The sequence below is a fragment of the Streptomyces sp. MK37H genome (genome assembly GCF_018035285.1).
GTDB classification, from domain to species: domain Bacteria; phylum Actinomycetota; class Actinomycetes; order Streptomycetales; family Streptomycetaceae; genus Streptomyces; species Streptomyces endocoffeicus.
On record NZ_JAAAYH010000070.1, the window covers coordinates 1 to 19,262 of the forward strand.

The 19,262-nt window shown below is 69.2% G+C and carries 13 protein-coding genes and 2 pseudogenes; 4 read left to right on the plus strand and 11 right to left on the minus strand.

Going from position 1 to position 19,262, the window contains the following annotated elements; genetic code table 11:
* The coding region (locus tag GWI24_RS13095) for a hypothetical protein (RefSeq protein ID WP_210946127.1) at positions 1–210 on the minus strand (210 nt) is incomplete at its 3' end.
* Positions 211–351: 141 nt separating this feature from the next.
* Complete coding sequence (locus GWI24_RS13100; protein ID WP_210946128.1) at positions 352–1,203, minus strand: patatin-like phospholipase family protein; 852 nt, start codon at positions 1,201–1,203, stop codon at positions 352–354.
* A 75-nt stretch (positions 1,204–1,278) separates the two neighbouring features.
* On the opposite strand from GWI24_RS13100, the gene GWI24_RS13105 reads away from it, so the two are divergent.
* The gene (locus tag GWI24_RS13105) at positions 1,279–1,875 is read left to right on the plus strand and encodes a TetR/AcrR family transcriptional regulator (RefSeq protein ID WP_210946129.1); all 597 of its coding nucleotides are present in this window, start codon (positions 1,279–1,281) and stop codon (positions 1,873–1,875) included.
* 583 nt (positions 1,876–2,458) lie between these two features.
* On the opposite strand, the gene GWI24_RS13110 is transcribed toward GWI24_RS13105, so the two are convergent.
* The 4 genes and pseudogenes from GWI24_RS13110 to GWI24_RS13135 all read right to left on the minus strand — a co-directional run bounded on the left by GWI24_RS13110 (position 2,459) and on the right by GWI24_RS13135 (position 12,091).
* On the minus strand, positions 2,459–4,372 hold the full coding sequence (locus GWI24_RS13110; RefSeq protein ID WP_210946130.1) for a transposase: 1,914 nt from the start codon (positions 4,370–4,372) through the stop codon (positions 2,459–2,461).
* A gap of 124 nt (positions 4,373–4,496) precedes the next feature.
* Positions 4,497–8,795, minus strand: coding sequence for a serine protease (locus GWI24_RS13115; protein WP_210946131.1), 4,299 nt, complete (start codon positions 8,793–8,795; stop codon positions 4,497–4,499).
* A 94-nt stretch (positions 8,796–8,889) separates the two neighbouring features.
* Positions 8,890–10,196 (minus strand): annotated as a pseudogene (locus tag GWI24_RS13130) (transposase).
* Positions 10,197–10,261: 65 nt separating this feature from the next.
* A complete protein-coding gene (locus GWI24_RS13135) occupies positions 10,262–12,091 on the minus strand; it encodes a DUF4158 domain-containing protein (RefSeq protein ID WP_210946134.1) in 1,830 nt (609 codons plus the stop codon).
* A 99-nt stretch (positions 12,092–12,190) separates the two neighbouring features.
* On the opposite strand from GWI24_RS13135, the gene GWI24_RS13140 reads away from it, so the two are divergent.
* Positions 12,191–12,670, plus strand: coding sequence for a hypothetical protein (locus GWI24_RS13140; protein WP_210946135.1), 480 nt, complete (start codon positions 12,191–12,193; stop codon positions 12,668–12,670).
* 1 nt (position 12,671) lies between these two features.
* On the opposite strand, the pseudogene GWI24_RS45140 reads toward GWI24_RS13140, so the two are convergent.
* Positions 12,672–12,785 (minus strand): annotated as a pseudogene (locus tag GWI24_RS45140) (arsenic resistance protein); the annotation flags it as partial.
* A 265-nt stretch (positions 12,786–13,050) separates the two neighbouring features.
* Here GWI24_RS45140 and GWI24_RS13145 point away from each other — a divergent pair.
* A complete protein-coding gene (locus tag GWI24_RS13145) occupies positions 13,051–13,419 on the plus strand; it encodes a hypothetical protein (RefSeq protein ID WP_210946136.1) in 369 nt (122 codons plus the stop codon).
* Between the two features lie 428 nt (positions 13,420–13,847).
* Here GWI24_RS13145 and GWI24_RS13150 read toward each other — a convergent pair whose 3' ends face one another.
* A complete protein-coding gene (locus GWI24_RS13150; protein ID WP_210946137.1) occupies positions 13,848–14,351 on the minus strand; it encodes a 3'-5' exonuclease in 504 nt (167 codons plus the stop codon).
* A gap of 694 nt (positions 14,352–15,045) precedes the next feature.
* Complete coding sequence (locus GWI24_RS13155; RefSeq protein WP_210946138.1) at positions 15,046–15,426, minus strand: hypothetical protein; 381 nt, start codon at positions 15,424–15,426, stop codon at positions 15,046–15,048.
* A 367-nt stretch (positions 15,427–15,793) separates the two neighbouring features.
* Here GWI24_RS13155 and GWI24_RS13160 point away from each other — a divergent pair.
* Positions 15,794–16,575, plus strand: a protein-coding gene (locus tag GWI24_RS13160; RefSeq protein WP_247616285.1) for an IS5 family transposase whose coding sequence is annotated in 2 segments (ribosomal slippage) — positions 15,794–15,815 and positions 15,815–16,575 — 783 coding nt in all. Because the reading frame shifts where the segments join, the coding sequence is not laid out codon by codon here.
* On the opposite strand, the gene GWI24_RS13165 is transcribed toward GWI24_RS13160, so the two are convergent.
* Entirely contained in the window at positions 16,541–17,023 is a 483-nt protein-coding gene (locus tag GWI24_RS13165; protein ID WP_210946139.1) for a hypothetical protein, read from the minus strand. The genes GWI24_RS13160 and GWI24_RS13165 overlap by 35 nt on opposite strands.
* A 163-nt stretch (positions 17,024–17,186) precedes the next feature.
* The gene (locus tag GWI24_RS13170; RefSeq protein WP_210946140.1) at positions 17,187–19,172 is read right to left on the minus strand and encodes a helix-turn-helix transcriptional regulator; all 1,986 of its coding nucleotides are present in this window, start codon (positions 19,170–19,172) and stop codon (positions 17,187–17,189) included.
* Positions 19,173–19,262 lie beyond the last annotated feature (90 nt).

The window sequence follows — 19,262 nt, forward strand, 5'->3', positions numbered from 1 at the left end:
ATCGCCGTCGAAGGGCCGATCCAGCCCCTGTGCCGACACCAGCGCACGGCGGCGCCGTCTGCCGGCCCGGCGGGCCTTGGTCGCGCGGTACTCCTTGGGAGAGCCGGGCAGACCCTCCAGCACGGCGTACAGCAGCAGCGGAGAGAGCAGAATCAGGCCGCATGCCCGCAGGAAGCCGATCCACGGCCTGCGTCGCGGCCTGAGCCGCACCTGCCCGGCGGGGCGCGCCCCCGCTGATGGCGCTCTTTTGGATCTCGCCACCCCTGCTCGGCACGCCCCGCAAACAGGCTCAGTCGATCTCCCCACATCGTCCAAGGTGCAAAGAAATGGGCGCAGGGCGACCCGGAGCCCTCAGTCGCGGTCCGTGGCAGGCCGCCAGTGCGCGCGTAGTTCCTCAGCTGCCGTGCTGGCCTGGGCCTCGCCGGCCTGATAGGCCGCTGTCCACGCTTCAGGGTCGCCCTGCTCGGCGTCCAGCAGGAGCACCGCGGCCGAATCAGGGGCCAGGAGGTGGGCGCCGTCGGTCGTGGGGCGGGGGTGGCGGTGGGCGAGCGGGTCGATGACTACCACGGTGCGGGTGCCAGCCGCCAGGTCGGTGTTGGTGCCGTCTCGCAAGGCGCCGTCGAGGTAGCGGCGGCCGTCGACGGCGACGGGCGGCTCGACTCCGGGGAAGGCGCTGGACGCGGCGACCGCGCGCACCAGTGGGACACCCGCGGCGGCGTCCCACACGATTGGCTCGCCCGTCTCGGCGTCAACAGCCGGGATCAGCAGAGGGCGCTGCGGCCAGCTCTCGGCGGCGATCAGTGCGGCGCGCTGGGCGATCAGGCGGCTCTCCGCCTCCGCATCAACCGTCTCCAAGGCGATGCGGCCCACCCGGCGACGGGCATCGGCCGGGTCCAGGCCCGGGTCGCCGAGGACGGCGAACACCGCACCCATCATGGACGGATCGGGGCGGCACGGCGCGGATGAGGCATCGGCGGGAGGTCGGGCAGGGAGGGTGGCGAGACGGCTTGGGTCCTGCCCGGTGGCGAGGACTGCACCGACGATCGCCCCGGCGGAGGTCCCCACGATGAGGTCGGCCTCGCCCAGGTCCACCCCGAAGCTGCGTAGGCCCGCTGCCAGTCCGGCCGTCCATGCGGTGCCCAGACGCCCGCCGGGCCCCAGAACCAGCGCCTGGTCGAGGTCGTGCATGCCGTCAGTCTCCATGGCCGCCTTCTCCCGTTATTGAAACACCTGTGTCATATACTGGCACAGCCCTATCGCATGAGAGGACGGTGCACCGTGGGACGACCTGCCGATCCCGACCGGCGGGACCGCGTTCTGGCACAGGCCACCGACCATGTCCTCGCCAAGGGACTGGCCGGATTGAGCCTTCGACCGCTGGCCGCGGCGCTGGGTTCCAGCCCCCGGATGCTGCTCTACGACTTCGGGAGCAAGCAGGAACTGGTAGCCGCCGTTCTCGCCGAGGCACGCCGGCGCGGCGCCGAGCGCCTCACACACGGCCTGCCGCCGAGCGGCGCCACCGTCGAGGACCGGCTGCGCGCCATCTGGGCCTGGCTGAGCGCACCCGAGCGCGCCCCGTTCGTCCGGTTGTTCTTCGAAGTCCACGCCGACCTACTGACCCACCCCGAGAACTACCCGGACCAGGCCGGGGCCGTCACCGACTGGTTCGACCCACTGCGCACCGTCTTCGCCGACACCACCACCGGGAACGACAACACCGCGACCCCCACCCTCGTCATGGCCGTCATCCGCGGCCTGCTGTTCGACCTCACCACCACCGGCGATCGCGAGCGCACCGATCTCGCCCTAGGGCAGTTCGCCGCCCTCCTGCAGACGCCGATCTCCAGCACTCGAAGCGGACAACGTCATGCGTAACCTCCGGCCGCATCAGCCCTTTGACACTGAGTCCGCAGCCAACTGGCGGGAAGAGCGACTCTGGCGAGATCCAAAGAGCGCCATCACCGCGGGCGGCTCAGGGAGAGGACCGGCCAGTTGGCACCAGCCCGCCACCGTGGCATCGAGGCCCACAAGGTCGCACGCCGTGTTCCGCACCCGCTCCGTCACCATCATGATCAGCCTATGCCTCGTCCCCCGGCCCACCGTCTTGTGGGTACCCCACACGAACCGCCCCTGAACGGCGCGGCGTTGGGGACCGCGGGACGATGGCCGGCCACATCGGCAGGCGCAAGGGGGCATCTGGGATGCCGCACGTGTCGGCCGTACCGGTTCCGGCGGTAGGGCCCAGCGCTCTTGGGAGGAGTTGGTGCAGCCCGCGCACGACGCCGGAATCCCGCACCGGCCGGACGGCGCCCGCACCACGATGCGCGGATGAGCGAGCCGGCGCCGGCCGGACGGCGCACCCGCTACCAGCACGGGCCGCTGCGCCGCGCGCTGCTGGACACCTCCGTGCTGACCACGGACATCATCGCGGCCACCCGGCGGCCGGACCCGTCGTCGTTCAGCGCCGGAGCGCGGGCAGGGACGGTGCGATACCTGATCCCGGTTCACATGTGGGAAGAGGCGCCGCGGGTGCTGGCCGGCCGGCACCACGAGGGCGGCCGGTCCGGCCTGGGGCGGGCACTGGAGCTGTGGCAGTCCCGGTACGCGCCCGTCCTGTACGTCGTGGACACCGCCGGCCTGCCAATGACCCCGGCAGGCTCAGATCCTCGCCGGACGGGACGCCTTTGATGTGCCGACGCTGCTGCCGGCCGGGATGATCGCCCCGGTGGTCATCATCGGGACCGACGCGGACCTGGCCGACAACGGGCTCGCGGACGCCGACCGGGCCGCCCTGCGCGCGGCCCTGGGGCACGTGGGGGTGACGGAGGGCCGGATGACCGACCTGGAACCGCAGGCCGACGCCCCTCTGAATCTCACAAGCAACCTGATCAGACGGAGCGGTGCAGTTCAGCAATCCAAAGCGGCTGGCGACCACGGCAGCGGTGGCCACGGCGGTGGCCGGGGCACTGTACTGGCGGCAGCGGAAGCACCCGCGAGTCCCCCCGCAGCGGCAGCCGGTGCCGCCCCTGGTACTGGAGCACGTCCCGACGCGGATGACCGCACCCACCGACCGGCACACCCGCAGTGAGGACCGGTGGCGGCAGGCGGAGCCGGGGGACGCCCGGCGACACGCTGCTGCACCGGGCCGCCCGGACGCCGGCCAGGCCCCGAGAACCTCTGACCCGCACAGCGATCGCGAAGCGCCAGGGGCGAGGCCGTCCCCGCTTTTGGCCTGGTGGCTGTGGTCGGGCACCACCGGGCCCAGCAGGGTGATTCCGTGGACCCGGCGGGCGCGTTCGATCCGGGCCGGGGTGGTGTAGGCGGTATCGACGACGTGTTCGGCGGGGGCAAGGCGGGCTTCGGCGAGGTCGTCGTGGATCTGTTCGGTGAGTTCGCCGTCCTGGACCGGGGCGATCGTGGTGGCCACGTGGATGACTACCTCGGGCCGGTCGGTGTCACAGGTCTCGGTCAGGTGGACCCGATAGCCGCTCCAGGCGGTGTCCCGCTTGACGCAGTAGTGGGCGTCGGTGTCGTAAGGGGAGTCGAACCGCAGGTGTGCTGGGGCCAGCGCGTGACCGTCGCGCCAGCGCAGCCGTCCGCGTGGGTCCCAGCAGTAGTGATGGACCCAGACCTGCCGCAGGATCTCCACCTGCGGTAACGCCCGCAGCCGGGGCGGAGCGTCGGATGCCCAGGCGGCGGCGAGGATCTTCTGGCCGTCCCGGCCGAAGGTCTCCGCCATCGCGGTGACCCCGGCTTTCCCGCCGGGGACCTTGCCGATCTCCACCTTGCGCCCGTAGCGCTTGCCCCACTCCCGCTCGATCAAGGGCAGCAGCCAGTCCCCGTCGGCCTCGGCCAGCTCCTCCAACGCGGCCCGCAGCGTCTCGCCGGCCAGTTCGAGCCGACTGAGCGTGCGGACCGCCGCCATAACGTGGGTGGCGTCGGTGCGCTGACGGCCTCCGGATTTCAGCAGCCCGGCCTCCACCAGCCGCTTGAGCATCACCGTCAGCAGCCGGTCAGCGGCATCACCCTCGGCGAGCCGGGCCCGGAACTCGCTGAGCACTGAGTAGTCGAACCCGGCATCGTCCAGCTCCATCCCGAGGGCATATTTCCAGTCGATGCGGGTGCGGACCGCGTCGGCGGCCTGCCGGTCGGAGAGGTTCTCGGCGAACTGCAGCACCGACACCAGCGCCAACTGCCCCGGGGACAGGCCCGGACGGCCGTCGGCCGGATACAGCGAGGCGAACTCCTCGTCCTCGAACAGCACGTCCAACCGATCCCGGATCAGCTCCGGTGTGCCCTTCGGACACGCGGCCCGCGCCGTCCGCACTGTCCTCGCCGGGACCCGCTGATAGCTCTTCGGTCGCAACGACATCGAAGCCCACCCCCTGGAACAGCCTCCCTGCCACTGTGCCAGCCCACCGACAACTACCGCACGACCCCGACAACATCACCAACAGAGTCACAGCATTGCCTTTAAGGAAGCTGTCACCAGTGGCTCAGCTGCAGGGCGGTTCCGAAGGGGTTCCCTCTGGCAGCAGTTTCCGTTCGGCCTTGGTGTAGTCGCGCCCCGCAGCGGCGCACAGGACGCGGAATTGCTCTTCGGGGCGAAGGTCGAAGATCTGGCGCAGGGTGCCGGTTTCGACCGTGAGGCGGGTGCCGTGTACGTAGCCCCCGATCCACTCGCCCGTTGCCCAGTCCTCGCTTGCGATAGCCAGGGTGTCGATGGCGTTGTCGTCCGACAAGCGATGGATCCGGACCTGCTGCTTGGCGCGGTCGTAGGTGATGAGGCTGCCCTTGGGGCCGAACCCGACCAGGTGGTCGCCGACCGAGCCGGGGACGCTGACGGCCGGTTGCTGTTCATGGTCGATGTCCCGCACGCGCACGCGACCGTCGGAGTTCTGCGTGGCCAGGCGTGAACCGTCTGCGTCGAAGGCGAGCGCCTGGCGCAGGGATTCGGCGCTGTACGGCACGCCGATGGCGGGCCCTTTGAGGGTGTTGATGTGCCGGGGAGCGCGGACGTCCCACAGCAGTATCTCGCCTCGCCCTGTTCCCTTCCTGGTGACCACGGCGACCTGTCCAGGGTGCTCTGGGCGCGCGATGAGCTGGCCGCGCCCGAAGGCTTCGCTCATGCCAAGGCCGTCCCAGTTCGGTGCGGGGTGAACGAGGAAGGGCTCGGTCGGCACGGACCCATCGGCGGTGTTGATGCGTGCCAGCCTGCCGTCCACGGTGAGCACAACGATCTCGCTGCCCTGCAGCGGGGCGACCATGTCCACCTGGCTGCCCCGCAATTCGTCGATACCGGCCGCCTTCTTCGTCTTCGGCAGGACGTTGTCCAGGGCGGTGCCGTCACCCAGGTCCTGCGCGGAATAGGACCGGGAGAGGTTGCCCTGCTCGTGCCAGACGACGATGCGCTTCGAGTCCGACGTCCACGTACAGCGCACTGTTTTGTAAGCCGACGGCAGCGCGACCGACTGGCGTCTCGTGCGGGCGGCGTCGAGGACTTCGAGGCGTCCGCCGCACTTGGCGATGTGGCGTCCATTCGGTGACACGGCATACTGCCCGCCGTTTTGTACCTGGAACCGTTCGCTGCCGGCCGGTTCGGCGCGCACCGCCATCAGTGCCGTCCCGATGGGCACGAGGACGGTGAGCCCGCCACCCGTCCGAGGCACCGCCGCGACCCCGTTGTACTCGGCATTGGTGTGGCCCGGGGTGGGGATGCGAGTGCGGTAGGTGCGTCCGGTGCGCAGGTCGGTCAGGGTCGGCTCGGTGTAGCCGCGGTCGGCTTGTTTGTCGTCGGTGAAGTCCGCGGCGTTGACGACGCCGTACCGTCCAGTGGCGTCGGGGTGTTCACTCCCGTCGGTGGGCAGTTCGGTCTTGCTGCCGGGAGTGCTGCCGAGTGCCACGGCGTACGAGGTGACGGCGGACGACGATTGGACCAGGAGCTCACCGCCTGCCAACAGCTCGACGCCGTCGACGCTTCCGCGGGGGGAGGCGTATCGCAGTCGGCCGCTGGTGAAATCTCTGAGCTCGAGCCGCCCGCGACCATCGTTGTCGATGTACCTGATCGTTGCGACGGTGTCCGCGTCGGAGGTGAACGCGGCTTGTTTGAGCCCTGTCTTGGGGACGAGCTGCTTCGGTACACGGATGGGGACGCCGGAAGGCGTCTGCCATGCCTCGGCGAACGCGGGTGTGCAGCGCCGGGTGCCGCGGCGACACTCCACGGAGGCATTGTCCGTCATCAGTAGCAGACGTTTGCCGTCGCTGCTGAAGTCGAGGCTTCCATGGGCCTTCTCGGGGGTGTGGCTGTTGACCTTCAGGACGGTGGGATGCTGCGGATCGCTCAACCGCCACAGCCGCACGTCCGCCCCGCCGGTGGCGGCGAAGAAGCGGCCGTCCGGGCTCAAGGACGTCAACAGCATCCCCTCCACCTTGGGTGCGCCGCTCAACTTCCTTGACTGGGGCTTGCCTTGGAGCACCCCCGTGACCACGGTGAGTGTCGGCCGGTCGCCGCCGCCGGGCTTTGACTGCACGACCAGGACACGGGCGTCTGGGGTGGCGTCCATGCCAGTGACCGGCCCTTGCCACACCGACGGGTAGCTGCCCACGAGATACTGCCCCCGCGCGTACTGGTGCAGCAGGGCCTGGCGGGTCTTGTCGGTCTGTTTGGTGTTCCACGCGGCGAGGGCGAGCTGCAAGGCGGTGGCGGGGTCGTCGCCCGGGCGGTCCTCGGCAGCCTGGGCGAGCAGGCCCGCGGCCTGGGTCCGCAGCTGCTGTTCGGTGCGTTTCAGGCCCTGCCAGGTGGACAGCGCCAGGACGACGGCGAGCACGGTGAGGACGGCCAGTGCCGCGACGGCGGTCTGTCGGAGGCGGGCGCCGCGGCGGGCGTGGCGGCGGCTGAGCCGGATGTAGGTGAGCTCGTCGGCGGAGATGTCCTGGGGGTGTTCGGTCCGTCGGCGGTCTGCCTCGGCCAGATCGGTGCCGCTCAACAGGCGGGCGGGCTCGCGGTGTTGCGCCTCCCAGCGGCGCAGATCGGCCCGGAGTTGTTCCTGCCAGCGGCGGAAGGAGCGGGAGTCTATGAGCCACTGGTGCAGGCGTGGCCAGAGCGCGGTCAGCGCCTCGTGCGCCATGTCGACGATCTCGCCCTGCTCGGCGTCACCGGGTGCATGGGAGAGCACCACGAGTTTGCCGGGGGACAGTTTCTGTGCCAGAGCCAGGAGCTCGGGGGCAAGGTCGACGGCTCGGGTGGGCCTGCGGGAGAAGGTGTCACCATCGGTGGGCCGGGCCAGCTGGATGAACAGCCGCCGTGCGCACTCCTGTTGGGCGGGAGTCAGCTCGGCGAGAGCGTCGTCGGCGTAGGTGACCAGGGCGCCCGCCACGCCGCCCAGCGCGTCGTAGGCGGCGTGGGTGAGCATGGAGCGGGTGCGGGCGTTCCACAGCTCGGTCAGGGCGAACTGGACCAACGACATCCGCCCGGGCTCATCGCCCGCGTCCGCGACGATCCGCTCCGGCAGCCCCGGCTCGAACCACAGCCCCGGCACCGCGTCGACCGGTGCGGTCACCGCTCGCGCCAGGGCATCGTCGGTCAGCGGCGCGAGGAGCTGCACGGCTTCGCTGACCAGATCGGACGTGTCGGCCGTCACCAGCACGTCCAGGGACTCGGACCGCGCCGTGGCGACCACCCGCAGCACGCCCGTGCCCTCCCTGCCCGCCAGGGCGACGAGCCACCCGAAGAGGGCGCGTGCGGCATCAGGTGCCGCACCCGCGTACTCCTCGAGCTGGTCGATGAACAGGACGTGCCCTGTGCCACCCCCGCCGGCGAGGACCCTGGCGCGCAGCTCCGCGGCCACCTCGTCGCCCGTCTCCAGGAGACCTGCCAACTCCCGGGCCTTGGTGAGCCTGTCGATCTCGCCGAGTTCGGGCTCCAGCAGGTCGATCAGCGCGCGGGCCATGACGGTGGCCGCCCGCATCCCGGGTACGGGGCGCAGCTCTGTCACGCTCACGCCCTCGCCCCGTAACCGGGGCAGCACACCGGCGCGTATGAGGGAGGACTTCCCGCACCCAGAAGGACCGGTCAGCAGGGTCAGAGAGCGTTTGCGCACGGCCTCGTGCACGCGGGCGGTGTCACGGTCGCGGCCGTGGAAGAACTCCGCGTCATCCTCCCCAAAAGCCATCAGCCCGCGGAACGGACAGCGGGGCCGGAGCGTCTTGTCGTCGATCAGCTCGGCCGACGGCAGCAGATATGCGGTGCGCTCACCCCGGTGTGCGGCGACCGTCATCCCCACGACACCGTCCTGCGCGTCGTCCCAGACCGGCGCGCCGCTGAAGCCGTTCACGATGCGCGGACCGGGCTCGTGCGCCTCCATCTGCAGCCAGCCCGCGCCCTGCCCCGCGCGCAGCGTGCCCGATGCCCACACTCCGGCATCCAGGCCGGCCGGGTAGCCGAGCACCCGGAACGAATGGCCCCACACCCCGGTTCCGTCGACCAGCTGCACCGGCCGCGCGCCCTCGACCGCCGCGTCCAGCTGCAACAGCGCGACATCGGCCCCGCCGTGCCGCCAGGACACCACGGTCGCCCGGACCCGGGGCCGGCCTCTCAGCAGCGGAAAGTCCACATCCACCGGACCCTCCGGAGCCACCTCGGCGTCATCCGGCACCCTGGCTGCCCTGGCGATGACATGAGCACAGGTGCACACCACATCGGCGGCAATGAGGAACCCGGCCCCCATAACCGCACCCGCGTCCGAGTAGATCCGTACCTGCGACGCCTCCAGGACATCACGTCGTATCGCCGCCAAGGAATCCCCCACCGTCCGGTACCGATCAGAACCAGCATCTTCCCGCCACAACAGCCTCCCGCACCACGCGCAGCAACGAAACGTCCGGATCGGGTCAAGCAGCCTGGCCGAAGCCGGCGACAGCCAGGTCCTGGTCGCGCAGCTGGGTGAAGTCGACGTCCAGTTTCGGGTCGTACGCCTCGGGCTGGATGCCGAGTTCATGCGTGCTGTACTCGCCGAACCGGTTGATGTGCTCGGTCAGGTACGGCGAGATGTGGGCCAGGTCCTCCGGCTCGATCGTCCAGCCCTCTTCCAGCAGCTGCCGCACGATCTCCGCGATGTCCAGGGCGTTGTGAAAAATGACCGCGTTGGTGAGCAGGGCGTTGAACTTCATCGCCTTCTCCTGCTCGACCGGGTCGTTGTCCGCGATGACCCCTTGGTTGCCGAAGCCGATTCACTGCGAGAAGCCGTTGAACGCTCCGGTCTTGTTCGTCGCCGCGGTCACCCGCCGGCGAAGCGCCGGATCAAAGAGGTAGCGCAGCAGCTGAACGGTGCGGATCACGCGCCCGACCTCGCGAAGGCGGCATAGGTGGCGTTCTTCTTGGAGCCCGAACGCAGCCGCTTGAGCAGCGTGGACGAGGAAATCGCCCCCTCCCGTACGGAGACGGCCACCTTCATCAGGTGCCGGAACTGGGACTCGATCAGATCCCAGTCGATGACGTTCTTCCCCGCCTCGCCGAACAGCACGTCGATATGCGCGTACTCCGACTGCTTGCTGGGCCGGTAGAAGGTCAGGCCCTTCCAGTTCCTGATCCTGGGCATGAGAACGAAGCCCAGCAGGTGCGCGAGCGCGAACACCGGCTGCGACTGGCCCTGCGTATCCGCGTGCACGGTGGTCGGCTTCACCTCGGAGGAGTTCTTCAGCAGCCCCTCGATGATGTAGACGGCCTCCCACACCCCGCACGGGATGAAGTGCGTGAACAGCGCGACATAGGTGTCGGAGATGTGGTGGTAGGTGATCCCGCCCGGTTTGCCGTACCGCACCGACGTCTCGGCCAGCAGATTGTCGAGGTAGGTGTCCATGTGCGTGCCGTCCGCGGCGACCGTGGTGCCGTCGCCCCACGCCTGCGAGATGTCCAGGCGGGCGTGCGCGTTGACCAGGTCGGTGATCGCCTCGTTGAGCAGCACGATCGAGAAGTGCCGGTTCGCCACGTACGCCAGCTCGTGCCCGGAGACTCCGGGGATGTGCCGGGCGGCTTCGTACGAGCCCATGTTGGTGCCCTTGACGAAGGTCGTCAGGACGTAGCGGCCGAAGGGATCGTCCAGCTTGGGCTCGTTGCCGGATGCCGGGCCGAAGCGCTGCCACCAGTCAACCCAGTACGCGGTCCTCGCCACGATCCCCATGAGCGAGCGCTCCGGCATCCGGGCCTTGATCTCCTGCTCCAGGCGCCTCGCCGAGGGCCGCTGTCCCTCTGAGCGGTGCGGCTTCAGCGACGGGATACCGGTCTCGGGATCGATGACCAGGCCCTCGTTGTCCGGGTACCCGGCATCCGCCGCCGCGGCGGCAGCGGTGAGCTTGTCCTCCAGCTGCCGGCGGAAGACCTTCGCGTCGAACGCGGCGGTCTCGCCCTCCTCGCACAGGCCGACCTCAACAGATAGGTGCCCAGCTTCTCCTGAACGACCTCCCACTCCAGCAACTGCTTGGACCAGTCCGCGTACTCCTCCGAGCCCACCACCGCGACGTCGCCGGTGCGCAGTTCCTCGGCGAGCGCGGTGAAGACCATCGCCTCGAAATGCTTGCGCACGAACTGCCCCGTACGGGTCTTGTCGACAACGGCCTTGCGCCAGTTCTGAGTGGCGAAGGAAATGTCCACCTCCTTGCCCTCCTCGTCGAAGGCGGTGATGTACTCCCCGCGCGCCTTCTCGTGCCGCATCGCGTGCGCGAGCGCGTCCAGCACCGTCCGGTCGTCCGACGTGGCGGTGAACTCCAACTTCGCAGCCAGGTCGAACATCACCGCGCGGTCCCGGCCGATCTGCCCGTACAGCAGCACCTCCCAGAAGTTGCCGTGATGGGCGGAGACCTTCTCGATCTGCTCGTACTGCTGCGCGAACCCGCCGAGCTCCTCCACCGCCTTGGTAACGGCGCCGAGCCCACCGGCCTGCACCAGCAGAGCCTTGACCATCGCCAGGACCGCCGGGGAGACTTTGCCGCCCAGGCGCTGGGCGACCTCGTCGACCGGTGCCTCGTCGTCCAGTCCGTCCAGGGCATGGCGGACCTCGGCCGTCATGGCCGCGGCCTTCGCCAGTGCCTCTTGGGCGGGGCCACCGTCGTCGATGTTCTTGAGCACCGTGCGGTAGTTCCCGATCAGGGCCTCAACGATCTCCCGCTGGGCGAGCCGGATCGCCTCCAGTTCCTCCTTGGCCTTCTTGATCTTCGTCGCAACGCGCTTGCAGAACATCGTCGCCAGGTCGTCGCGGACCCGCATCCTCGCCTTGTGCGCCAGGCACGCGATCAGCGCGATCTGCTTGATGGATGCGTAGTCCCGCAGCTCCGAGGCGTCCGCCTCCCCGGCGAAGTCGGTAATCTTCCCCGTGGCGACCGACTCCATCCACACCGATGTGTCGCCGAGCTCGTCGACCCAGTCCAGGCGCTTGGCCAGGTTCTTGAAGTGCGACCAGGTCGGCCCCTTGGCGGGCTTCTTCAACCGGTTGAACAGCGTCGTTCCATCCGAGTCGCGCTCCTCCAACAGCAGCAGCCCAGCCCGTTGGGCCGGCGGCATCCGATCGTGGATGCCCTCGCGGATCGAGGCGTTCACCTCGGTGCGGATCTTCGAGGCCATCTTGTCGAAGGTGGAGAACCCCGGGAGTTCCAGCCCGGCCTCCACGACCTTCTCCAGCGCGATGTTGATGAGATCCGCCGGCCGGTTCTTCGCCGCGGCCTCCTTGCGGATCGACCCCTCGACAATCCGCCGGGCCTCGCCCTGGTCGTACTTCACGCCAACCTTCTTGCGGACCAGGCCCCGGTGGTGCTTGGCCGTGCGCTCCGCCCGATACAGCGGCAGCGTGCCCTCCGGTAGCTCCACCTGGCGCCGTACGAACTCCACCACCTGCTCCGGCACGTCCTCCAGCGCAGGGAAGCAGCCCATGCGCTGGTACGACTTCAGCATCAGCAGCAGGGCCAGCAGATGCTCGTCACCATCCGTGGCGTCCGCCGCCCACTGAAGCTCATCGCGAGTCGGCGAGAAGAACAGATGCAGTTCGTGCGCGGTGATCAGCCGCTTGAACCGCGGGTACGCGGTCCGCTCGATCGAGGTCACAATCCCGCCCCGGGCCCAGACGATAACAACATCACGACCAACGACACTGAGCCGAACGGGTGACGGGATCGCGGTGCTCAGGGCTTCAAGATCACCTCATTGCCCTTTGACCCGTATCTCGGCGATACCCCCACCGGGCAACTGCGCATCCTGAAGACCACCGACCTGCACGACGGCCGCCTGTTCCTCCCGAACCGGACGGTTCTGCTCGCCGACCCCGTACGCACCCGCCTGGCCGCCTACCTGGACTACCGCAACCGTCGCTGGCCCCGCACAGCCAACCCCCACCTGTTCGTCTCCCAGACCACCGGCTGCGGCGTGGAGCCGGTCAGCAACGTCTGGATCAACGACGTGCTCGGCATGCCCACCAGCCGGCTCCGCGAGGACCGCCTCCTCCACGAGGCTGAGGCCACCGGTGGCGACCCTCGCCGCATCTGCGACCTGTTCGGCCTGTCCGTCGGGGCGGCCCTACGCTACACCGGCACCATCGATCAACCCGGCCTCATCGAACACAGCCTCCGGAATGCGGGACCGCCACCGAAGCCCCTCGCCAACGGCGAGGACGGATCGGAGCATTGACCGCGCTCAGGAACCGACCGGGGCACGCGAGGGACAGGACGACCAGCGAGTTGCGGGTCGCGCTGGTGAACATGATGGCCCGGGATGCGGGAGCGTCGATGAGGAACAGCCGCGCCGGGAACGGCATTCCGGTCCGCAGCCGGTCGGCGGCCGAAGGAGTCAGCCGCTCCTCGGGGCACAGCACGGGGGGCGCCGGGGGGCGCAGGAGCGCAGCGGACAGACCGGCCGAGCTGCCGCTAACCCCGTATTGATGGTTTGCCCTAGAAGGTAGCGAAAGGGTGCGAGAGGGCCCCTAGCGTGAGCCGCGCCGTGGCCTGTGGGGCTTGCGGCACGGTGTCTCTCCCCCGGGGCACCGGGGCAGTGACAGACAAGGAGCACTGATGGCGAACTTCCAGACTGGCGAGATTCCCCCCGGCTTCGCGTTCACCGAGAGCGGCGGACTCATCCACTACAAGTACGGCATCGTCCTGGCCGTCCCGGCAGCCAACCAGGCCGGCTGGTCGGGCGACATGTGGATCAGCTTCGCCTCCGCCTGGGCGGATGCAAAGATCAAGGTGAACTGGCACGACGGCACCAACTGGAGCGCCGCCGTGGACCTGAACGTCACGCACGCAGGCGGCCGGGCCGGCAACGGCGCGAATCTCCCGACGAGTACCCAGAAGATCGCCATCGGCCGCGTCAAGAAGAGCGCGAGCGACACCGAGGACGACATCCCCGTCAGCTGGCTACTCCAAGTCGCAGAGGCGTGACCCAGCTACCCCTCCTACATCCGCCGGTGCCCGGTCCGGCCCAGCAGGCCGGACCGGGCACCGGCGTGGTGACCATGGCCTTGCGGCACGCAAGACTGGGCACCGTCTCCGGTTCGGCGGGCCCGGACGAACCCGCCCCCGCTCCAGTACCGTTCTGGGCGTACCACCCTCGGGTTCAGCTACGAGCCCCCTTCGGAAAACGTGAACCCACGACCTTTGGCCATATCCCACAGCCGCTTCACCACGGCACGGCAGTCCGAGACTGCCCGGTGGTCTCCTCCGTACAGCGGCTGCCAAGCGTAGTTTCCCCAGTACTCGGACCAGTCCCCGTACCAGTCCGAGTACGGCACCATCGCGTCCTCGAACCGCACCTTGCCGAGCCAGGAGTCGACGGCGCCTTCGGGGTCCTCGTGGCCGGTCTGCCGGTACTACACGGTCAGCTCGTGCCGGAGCCTGGCAACGTCGAACGCCTGGTTGTAGATGACGCAGCGGTAGCCGTGCAGCACCGCGTCGAGCTGGTCGAGGACGGCCGCGAACGAGGGCGCCGTGGACACCTGGGCATCCGTGATCCCGTGGATATCGGTCGCGTCAGCTGGGATCGGCTCGCCCGGGTTGATGAGCGTGTCCATCAGGACGTCACCGGCCGCGTTGATGCCCCCGAGGTCGACGATGCGGGCCTCGTCATGCAGGCCCGTGGTCTCCGTATCCAGGATGACCGTGTCCGGATCGGCGAGAACGTCCCGCGCCCACTCCTCGAGCGCCTCGACCTCGCGCCGCCGCATTTCGATGGCACGCTCTTCGGCCTCCCGCCGCTGCCGCTCCCGCTCGACCCGTTCCCGCTCGGCCCGCTTGGCGCAGGGCGGGCACCAGCGCGGCCCGCCCCACGTCCCGGCGGCCCGCTCAGCGGAGACCTCCTCATCCGTCGCAGTCACCTTGTCGCACTCCCGGCCCGGGCACGTGCGCCGCCACACCACCAGCCGCTCCTCCTCGAGCTGGCGACGAATCACACGGCGCAGCCAGCACGGCACGCACTCGCCACGGCGCCCCTGCGCGTGCTCTGACACCGGGTGCGGCGCAGTGGACACCCGCCGACACCACACGCAGGTACGCCGCTGGAGTTCAAGCTGCCGCTCCCGCTCTCTTCGTCCGCGCACTCCTGGCACATCCGGTGCACGACGTAGCCGCGGACTTCCTTGCACACCGGGCACGTACGCCGAGCCGTCATCGCCACCTGCTGCTTAGCCGACAGAGGCCGCATCACCACCGCATCGGCCCGGGTCATACAGAGGAAACTCGCCCCACCCGTGGCCGCGCCTGTACTTCCGCAACAGCGCAACCGGCTTCTGCCCCTCGGCGGGCTTGCGCCGCTGCTCCTTGAGCTGAGTCATCGTGCGCAAGTGATCCGGCACTTCCCCCGACCGGTAGACGAGCAGAGTGACCGGCTTGGCGGACGTGGACACGAGAACCTCCACGGGGCGAGACTGAAAGGACGCAATATCAGGACACACCACGGCACTGACAGACGATGGGGCGCTCGTACCAACGGCCGTCCTCGTCCCTCCCGGAACGAAGGGGCCCATCACACGGCCACACAGCAGACCACCAGATTCATGCCGCTGATCCCGGTTACTCCTCCTCGTCGTCGTCATCCTCGACCTCGAGATCCTGATTCAGCTTCCGCAACAGGCTGTTCGTCACCAGAACTGCGGGCACGAAAAACTCCTCCCGGTACCACTCGTACGACGCGGTGTGCGCGGCGGCGTGCCGGTTGAAGTGGTCGCCTGTGCGCGTGAACGCCGATTCGAAGGCCCTGACCATGCCGATCGCCGCCACATAGCTGGAGAAGTTGAAGACCGTCACGTCAGCCCAGCCATCGGATTCCTGCACTATCTGGTTCAGGTACGCGCGACTTCCCGTCAGGCCCTTGAAGTCCACAGCGGGGAACGCCTTGGCCAGCCACCCAGGTCCGTGCGTATCCATCGCCGAGTTCAGCACGTTGACCACCATGGCCTGAGCGGCTTCCCAGTGGCCGGCCCGCCTGGCCTCAATCGCCCGCTCCAGCAGCCGGGCGTAGTCATCGACTTCAGGGTGCCGGACGGCGGTCAGAAGCCGTTGCCCTATCGATCACGGTGATCACTGGTTCGAGTGCAGTGACTCGGCTGGGTGATCTCCAGCCGAAGCAGGCATGAAAGCAGGGCCTCCTGCCCAGCTCGGGATTGCTGAAGTCCTTCGAGCGTCAGGAGGCCCTGTGCCGCAGTCTTGCGTTCCGTTGTCCTCGTCGTCCAACTCGGTTGCTCGGTCGTGTGATTGCCTCGCGCACGTGTACGGCAATGCGGGGGATCGTTCGGACAGACGGCCTCGGTATCCGTCGGACATGACGGACGCCGAGTGGGCGAGGTGCGGGGCTTGCTGCCGGTGCCGGGATGGCTGGAGGGCAGGGGCGGGCAGCCGGAGGGCTACTGTCACCGGCAGATGATCGACGCCATCCGCTACCTCGTGGCCGGCGGCATCACGTGGCGGGCGATGCCGAGCGATTTCCCCGCATGGGACCGCGTCTACGCCTTCTGGCGGCGCTGGCGGGACAACGGCCTGATCAGCGAGTTGCACGACCGGCTGCGTGACCGGGTCCGCGAGGCCGGGGGACGGGACGCGGAGCCGACAGCCGCGGTCATCGACGCGCAGTCGGTGAAAGCCGCCGCGTCGGTGCCGGCCGCCACCCGGGGTTTCGACGGCGGCAAGAAGGTCAACGGGCGCAAGCGGCACCTCGTGGTCGACACCCTCGGGCTGCTGCTGGCCGTGACGGTCACGGCAGCGTCGGTCACCGACCGGGACGCGGGCCGGGTCCTGCTGGCCCGGCTGCGGCACAGGCATTGGCGCGTGACCAGGGTGTGGGCCGACGGCGGTTACACCGGGCCGCTGGTCGACATCGCCCGCGGCCTCTGGCAGATCGCGCTGACGGTGGTCAAACGCAGTGACGGTGCCTCCGGGTTCACCGTGCTGCCCAAGAGATGGCTGGTCGAGCGCACGTTCGCGTGGCTGATGCGCTCCCGCCGCCTGGCCCGCGACTACGAGGGCCGCACCGACAGCGCGGAGGCGATGATCTGGTGGTCGATGAGCATGGTCATGAGCCGCCGCCTGGCCCGGCAGCCTCACTGAACCTGCCCGGCACCGTCTCGGCCAGCCAGCCCCGCGCGGCCAGGCGCTTGACCTTCGACCGCACCCCCTCGACTTTCGCCGGGACTACAGCCAGACCGAGTGCCGCAGCGAGCTGCCGACAGTCCACCGCCTCCCCGCCCCGGTCGGCCACGATAGCCATGATCCGCCGATAGTCCGGCGCCAGTACGCCGACGTCGAGTCCTTCCCTCCACACCGGCACCACCGAGCCGGGCACCGCACCCACGACCGGCCGCTCTCGCCCATCAGACACGGTCACCGGTGCATCCCCACGGCCGCTCGGCTCCGCCAGGACCTGCCCGACCGTCTCACGAGCGATCACGAACCGCTCCAACGCGGCCTCCGCTTCCCACAACTCGGCCTGAAGAACCTCCACCCGCTGCCGGGCAGCACGCTCGCCTTCCTCCAGCAACCCCATCACCGACGGCACACGGCACCTCCACCGAGGAGACAACACGACACGCCATCACTGCCGCACGAGAAACGGACTATGCCTGACCAGCAGGAACGCAGCAGTCACGCTCGAAAAGACAACGGCTTCTTAGGGAAAGATTCGCTCATAGCTTGTTTGTGATATTTGCCGTGACCCGCTGCTACATATCCGCAGGTGGCTGTGTGAAGAGGTCCCAGGGCGCGGATGGCGTGCCATCGGGATCCAGCCCGTACGGCCACGGGTCTCCGTTCTCCCGCCTCGCGTCGAGATCGATCATGGAGGCGGCGTAGCCGGCGTCGGCGTTTCGCCGGGCGAACTGCTCGGTCTCGGGCCAGGCCCTAGTCTCCTCCCGTATCAGGTCGAGTTGGTTCTGGGCGTCGATGTAGATGGCGAGATCGTTCAGGGCGTCGGCGTAGTCGGCGAGAATGTTCGGGGCGTCGGTGTCGGCGGCTTGCCGGGCAAGCTGTTCGACCTCGTCCTGTCGCCGGACGAACTGTTCGAGCTTGTCTTGGTCCTCGACTAACTGTCGCCAGCGGGCGAGAGAGTTCGGGGCCGAGGCGTCGCCGGCGTCGGCGGCTTGTCGGACGAGCTGTTCGGCCCCGTCCTGGTCCCCGGCCTTCTCCCGTACCAGGGCGAGGCTGATCAGGGCGCTGGTGCTGCCGGCATCTGCGGCCTTCTGCCAGAGGTGGTAAGCCCAGCGGTCGCGGCGGCGGTTGGCGGCGGCCTCGGCGAGTTTGGCGAGGCTGTCGGGGTGGGTGAGGCGGTCGTGTGCGGCCTGCCAGAAGGAGGCCGGGGGGCACAGCATCTTGCGCTGATTGAGGCCGTGCTGTTCGAGGTAGTCGGCCAGCCGGTAGGCCGGTTGGTCCGGCTCGGCTCCTGCCGGAGCGCTGTGGGTGCGGGGGCGGATGCGGCGCAGGGGGGCGAGGTTGCCGTGGACGGCATCGGTGCTGCTGGCGAGGGCTTGTTCAAGCCAGTTGTCGGCGAGGGTGTCGTACTCGTCATCGGTGAAGTAGTCCGCCGCTGCGTGTTCGAGGAAGGCCTGGGGCAGGTGGAGGCCGGCTCCGAGGCGGCGGGCGTCCATGGCCGCGTGCAGCAGGGCCCGGGTCGGCGGCGCGGCGGTCTTGTAGCGGTGCAGCAGTTCCGGAGCTCCTGCCAGGTACTGCGTCAGCCGCCCGTCACGCGCGTGTTTTAGAGCGTGCGCGAGCTGCCGGTCACCTGCCTCCGCCTGGGCTCTGGTGGCGTCCGTGGCGGCGGTGTCGAAGCTGTCGGGCAGGGTGATCCGCCGCGCGGCCAAAAGCTCCCGCACCTGGGGGTACGGATCTTCCTGGCTGGGTTTGGGGAGTTTGGTGTAGGCGTTGGCGTACTCGGGCCACAGCGTGCCCAGGACCAGGACGGGCGCACGTTTCAGGTCGGTGAGCAGGGAGTGCACAGCGGCGGTGATGCGTTCGCCGAGTCCTTGGCCGGCGCCGAGATAATGCTGAGCCTCGTTGAGCCAGACCACGGTGCGAGGAGCGACGCGCGCGAGGTCGGCGAGCGCCGCTTCAGCGCGGGTGGGGTCGAAGGGGTGCCACAGCCTCCACCCCAAAGGGGCGAGCGGCTGGACGGCCTCCCAGCAGGCGCGGGTCTTGCCCGTCGAGGACGAGCCCACCAACACCGCCATCTGACTGTGCCCGTTCGCGGCGGCAGCAACGAGGTCAGCCAGTTCCCCATCGTGTGGGCGGGACACATAGCTCGGCAGCACAGAGGCCACATGGCCCCGCCCCTGCGGGCCGCCCGCCCGGCTGAGTTCCTCGTCGGCGGGGGCGTACACGGCCGGGTGGACTTCCAAATCGTGGGGGTCCCAGTCACCGATCGGTCGGCCCACCACGCCGTCAGGGCTTTCGACTGGCCCGGAGGCGGTGGCCAGCAGATCCAGTAGAGACCGGACCTCCTTGCCAAGACCGAGGGCACGGGCCAGCGCGGCCACGGTCTGCGCCGACGGCGCGGGCGCGGAGTCACTGAGCGCCTGATTTACGACTGTGCGGCCCAGACCGGCGCGACGAGCCAGCTGCACCTGGGTCCCGCCCCACGCGGCATGACCAGCCTTCAGCCGGGCGCGCAGCTCCGCGAGTGCATCCGCTGGATCCCGGAAACGGTCCGTATCCACACAGCCCCCTGCCCGTGCCGCTGTTCGTCGTTGTTCATCTTCGACCGCCCGCACCACGGCGAACACCCGCTTCGCGAGATTCGGTATCAG

Bases quoted from the DNA above. Each gene is read 5' to 3' on its own strand.
- GWI24_RS13100 (WP_210946128.1), bottom strand. From the start codon at position 1,203: ATGGAGACTGACGGCATGCACGACCTCGACCAGGCGCTGGTTCTGGGG.
- GWI24_RS13110 (WP_210946130.1), bottom strand. From the start codon at position 4,372: ATGTCGTTGCGACCGAAGAGCTATCAGCGGGTCCCGGCGAGGACAGTG.
- GWI24_RS13145 (WP_210946136.1), top strand. From the start codon at position 13,051: ATGGCGAACTTCCAGACTGGCGAGATTCCCCCCGGCTTCGCGTTCACC.
- GWI24_RS13155 (WP_210946138.1), bottom strand. From the start codon at position 15,426: ATGGTGGTCAACGTGCTGAACTCGGCGATGGATACGCACGGACCTGGG.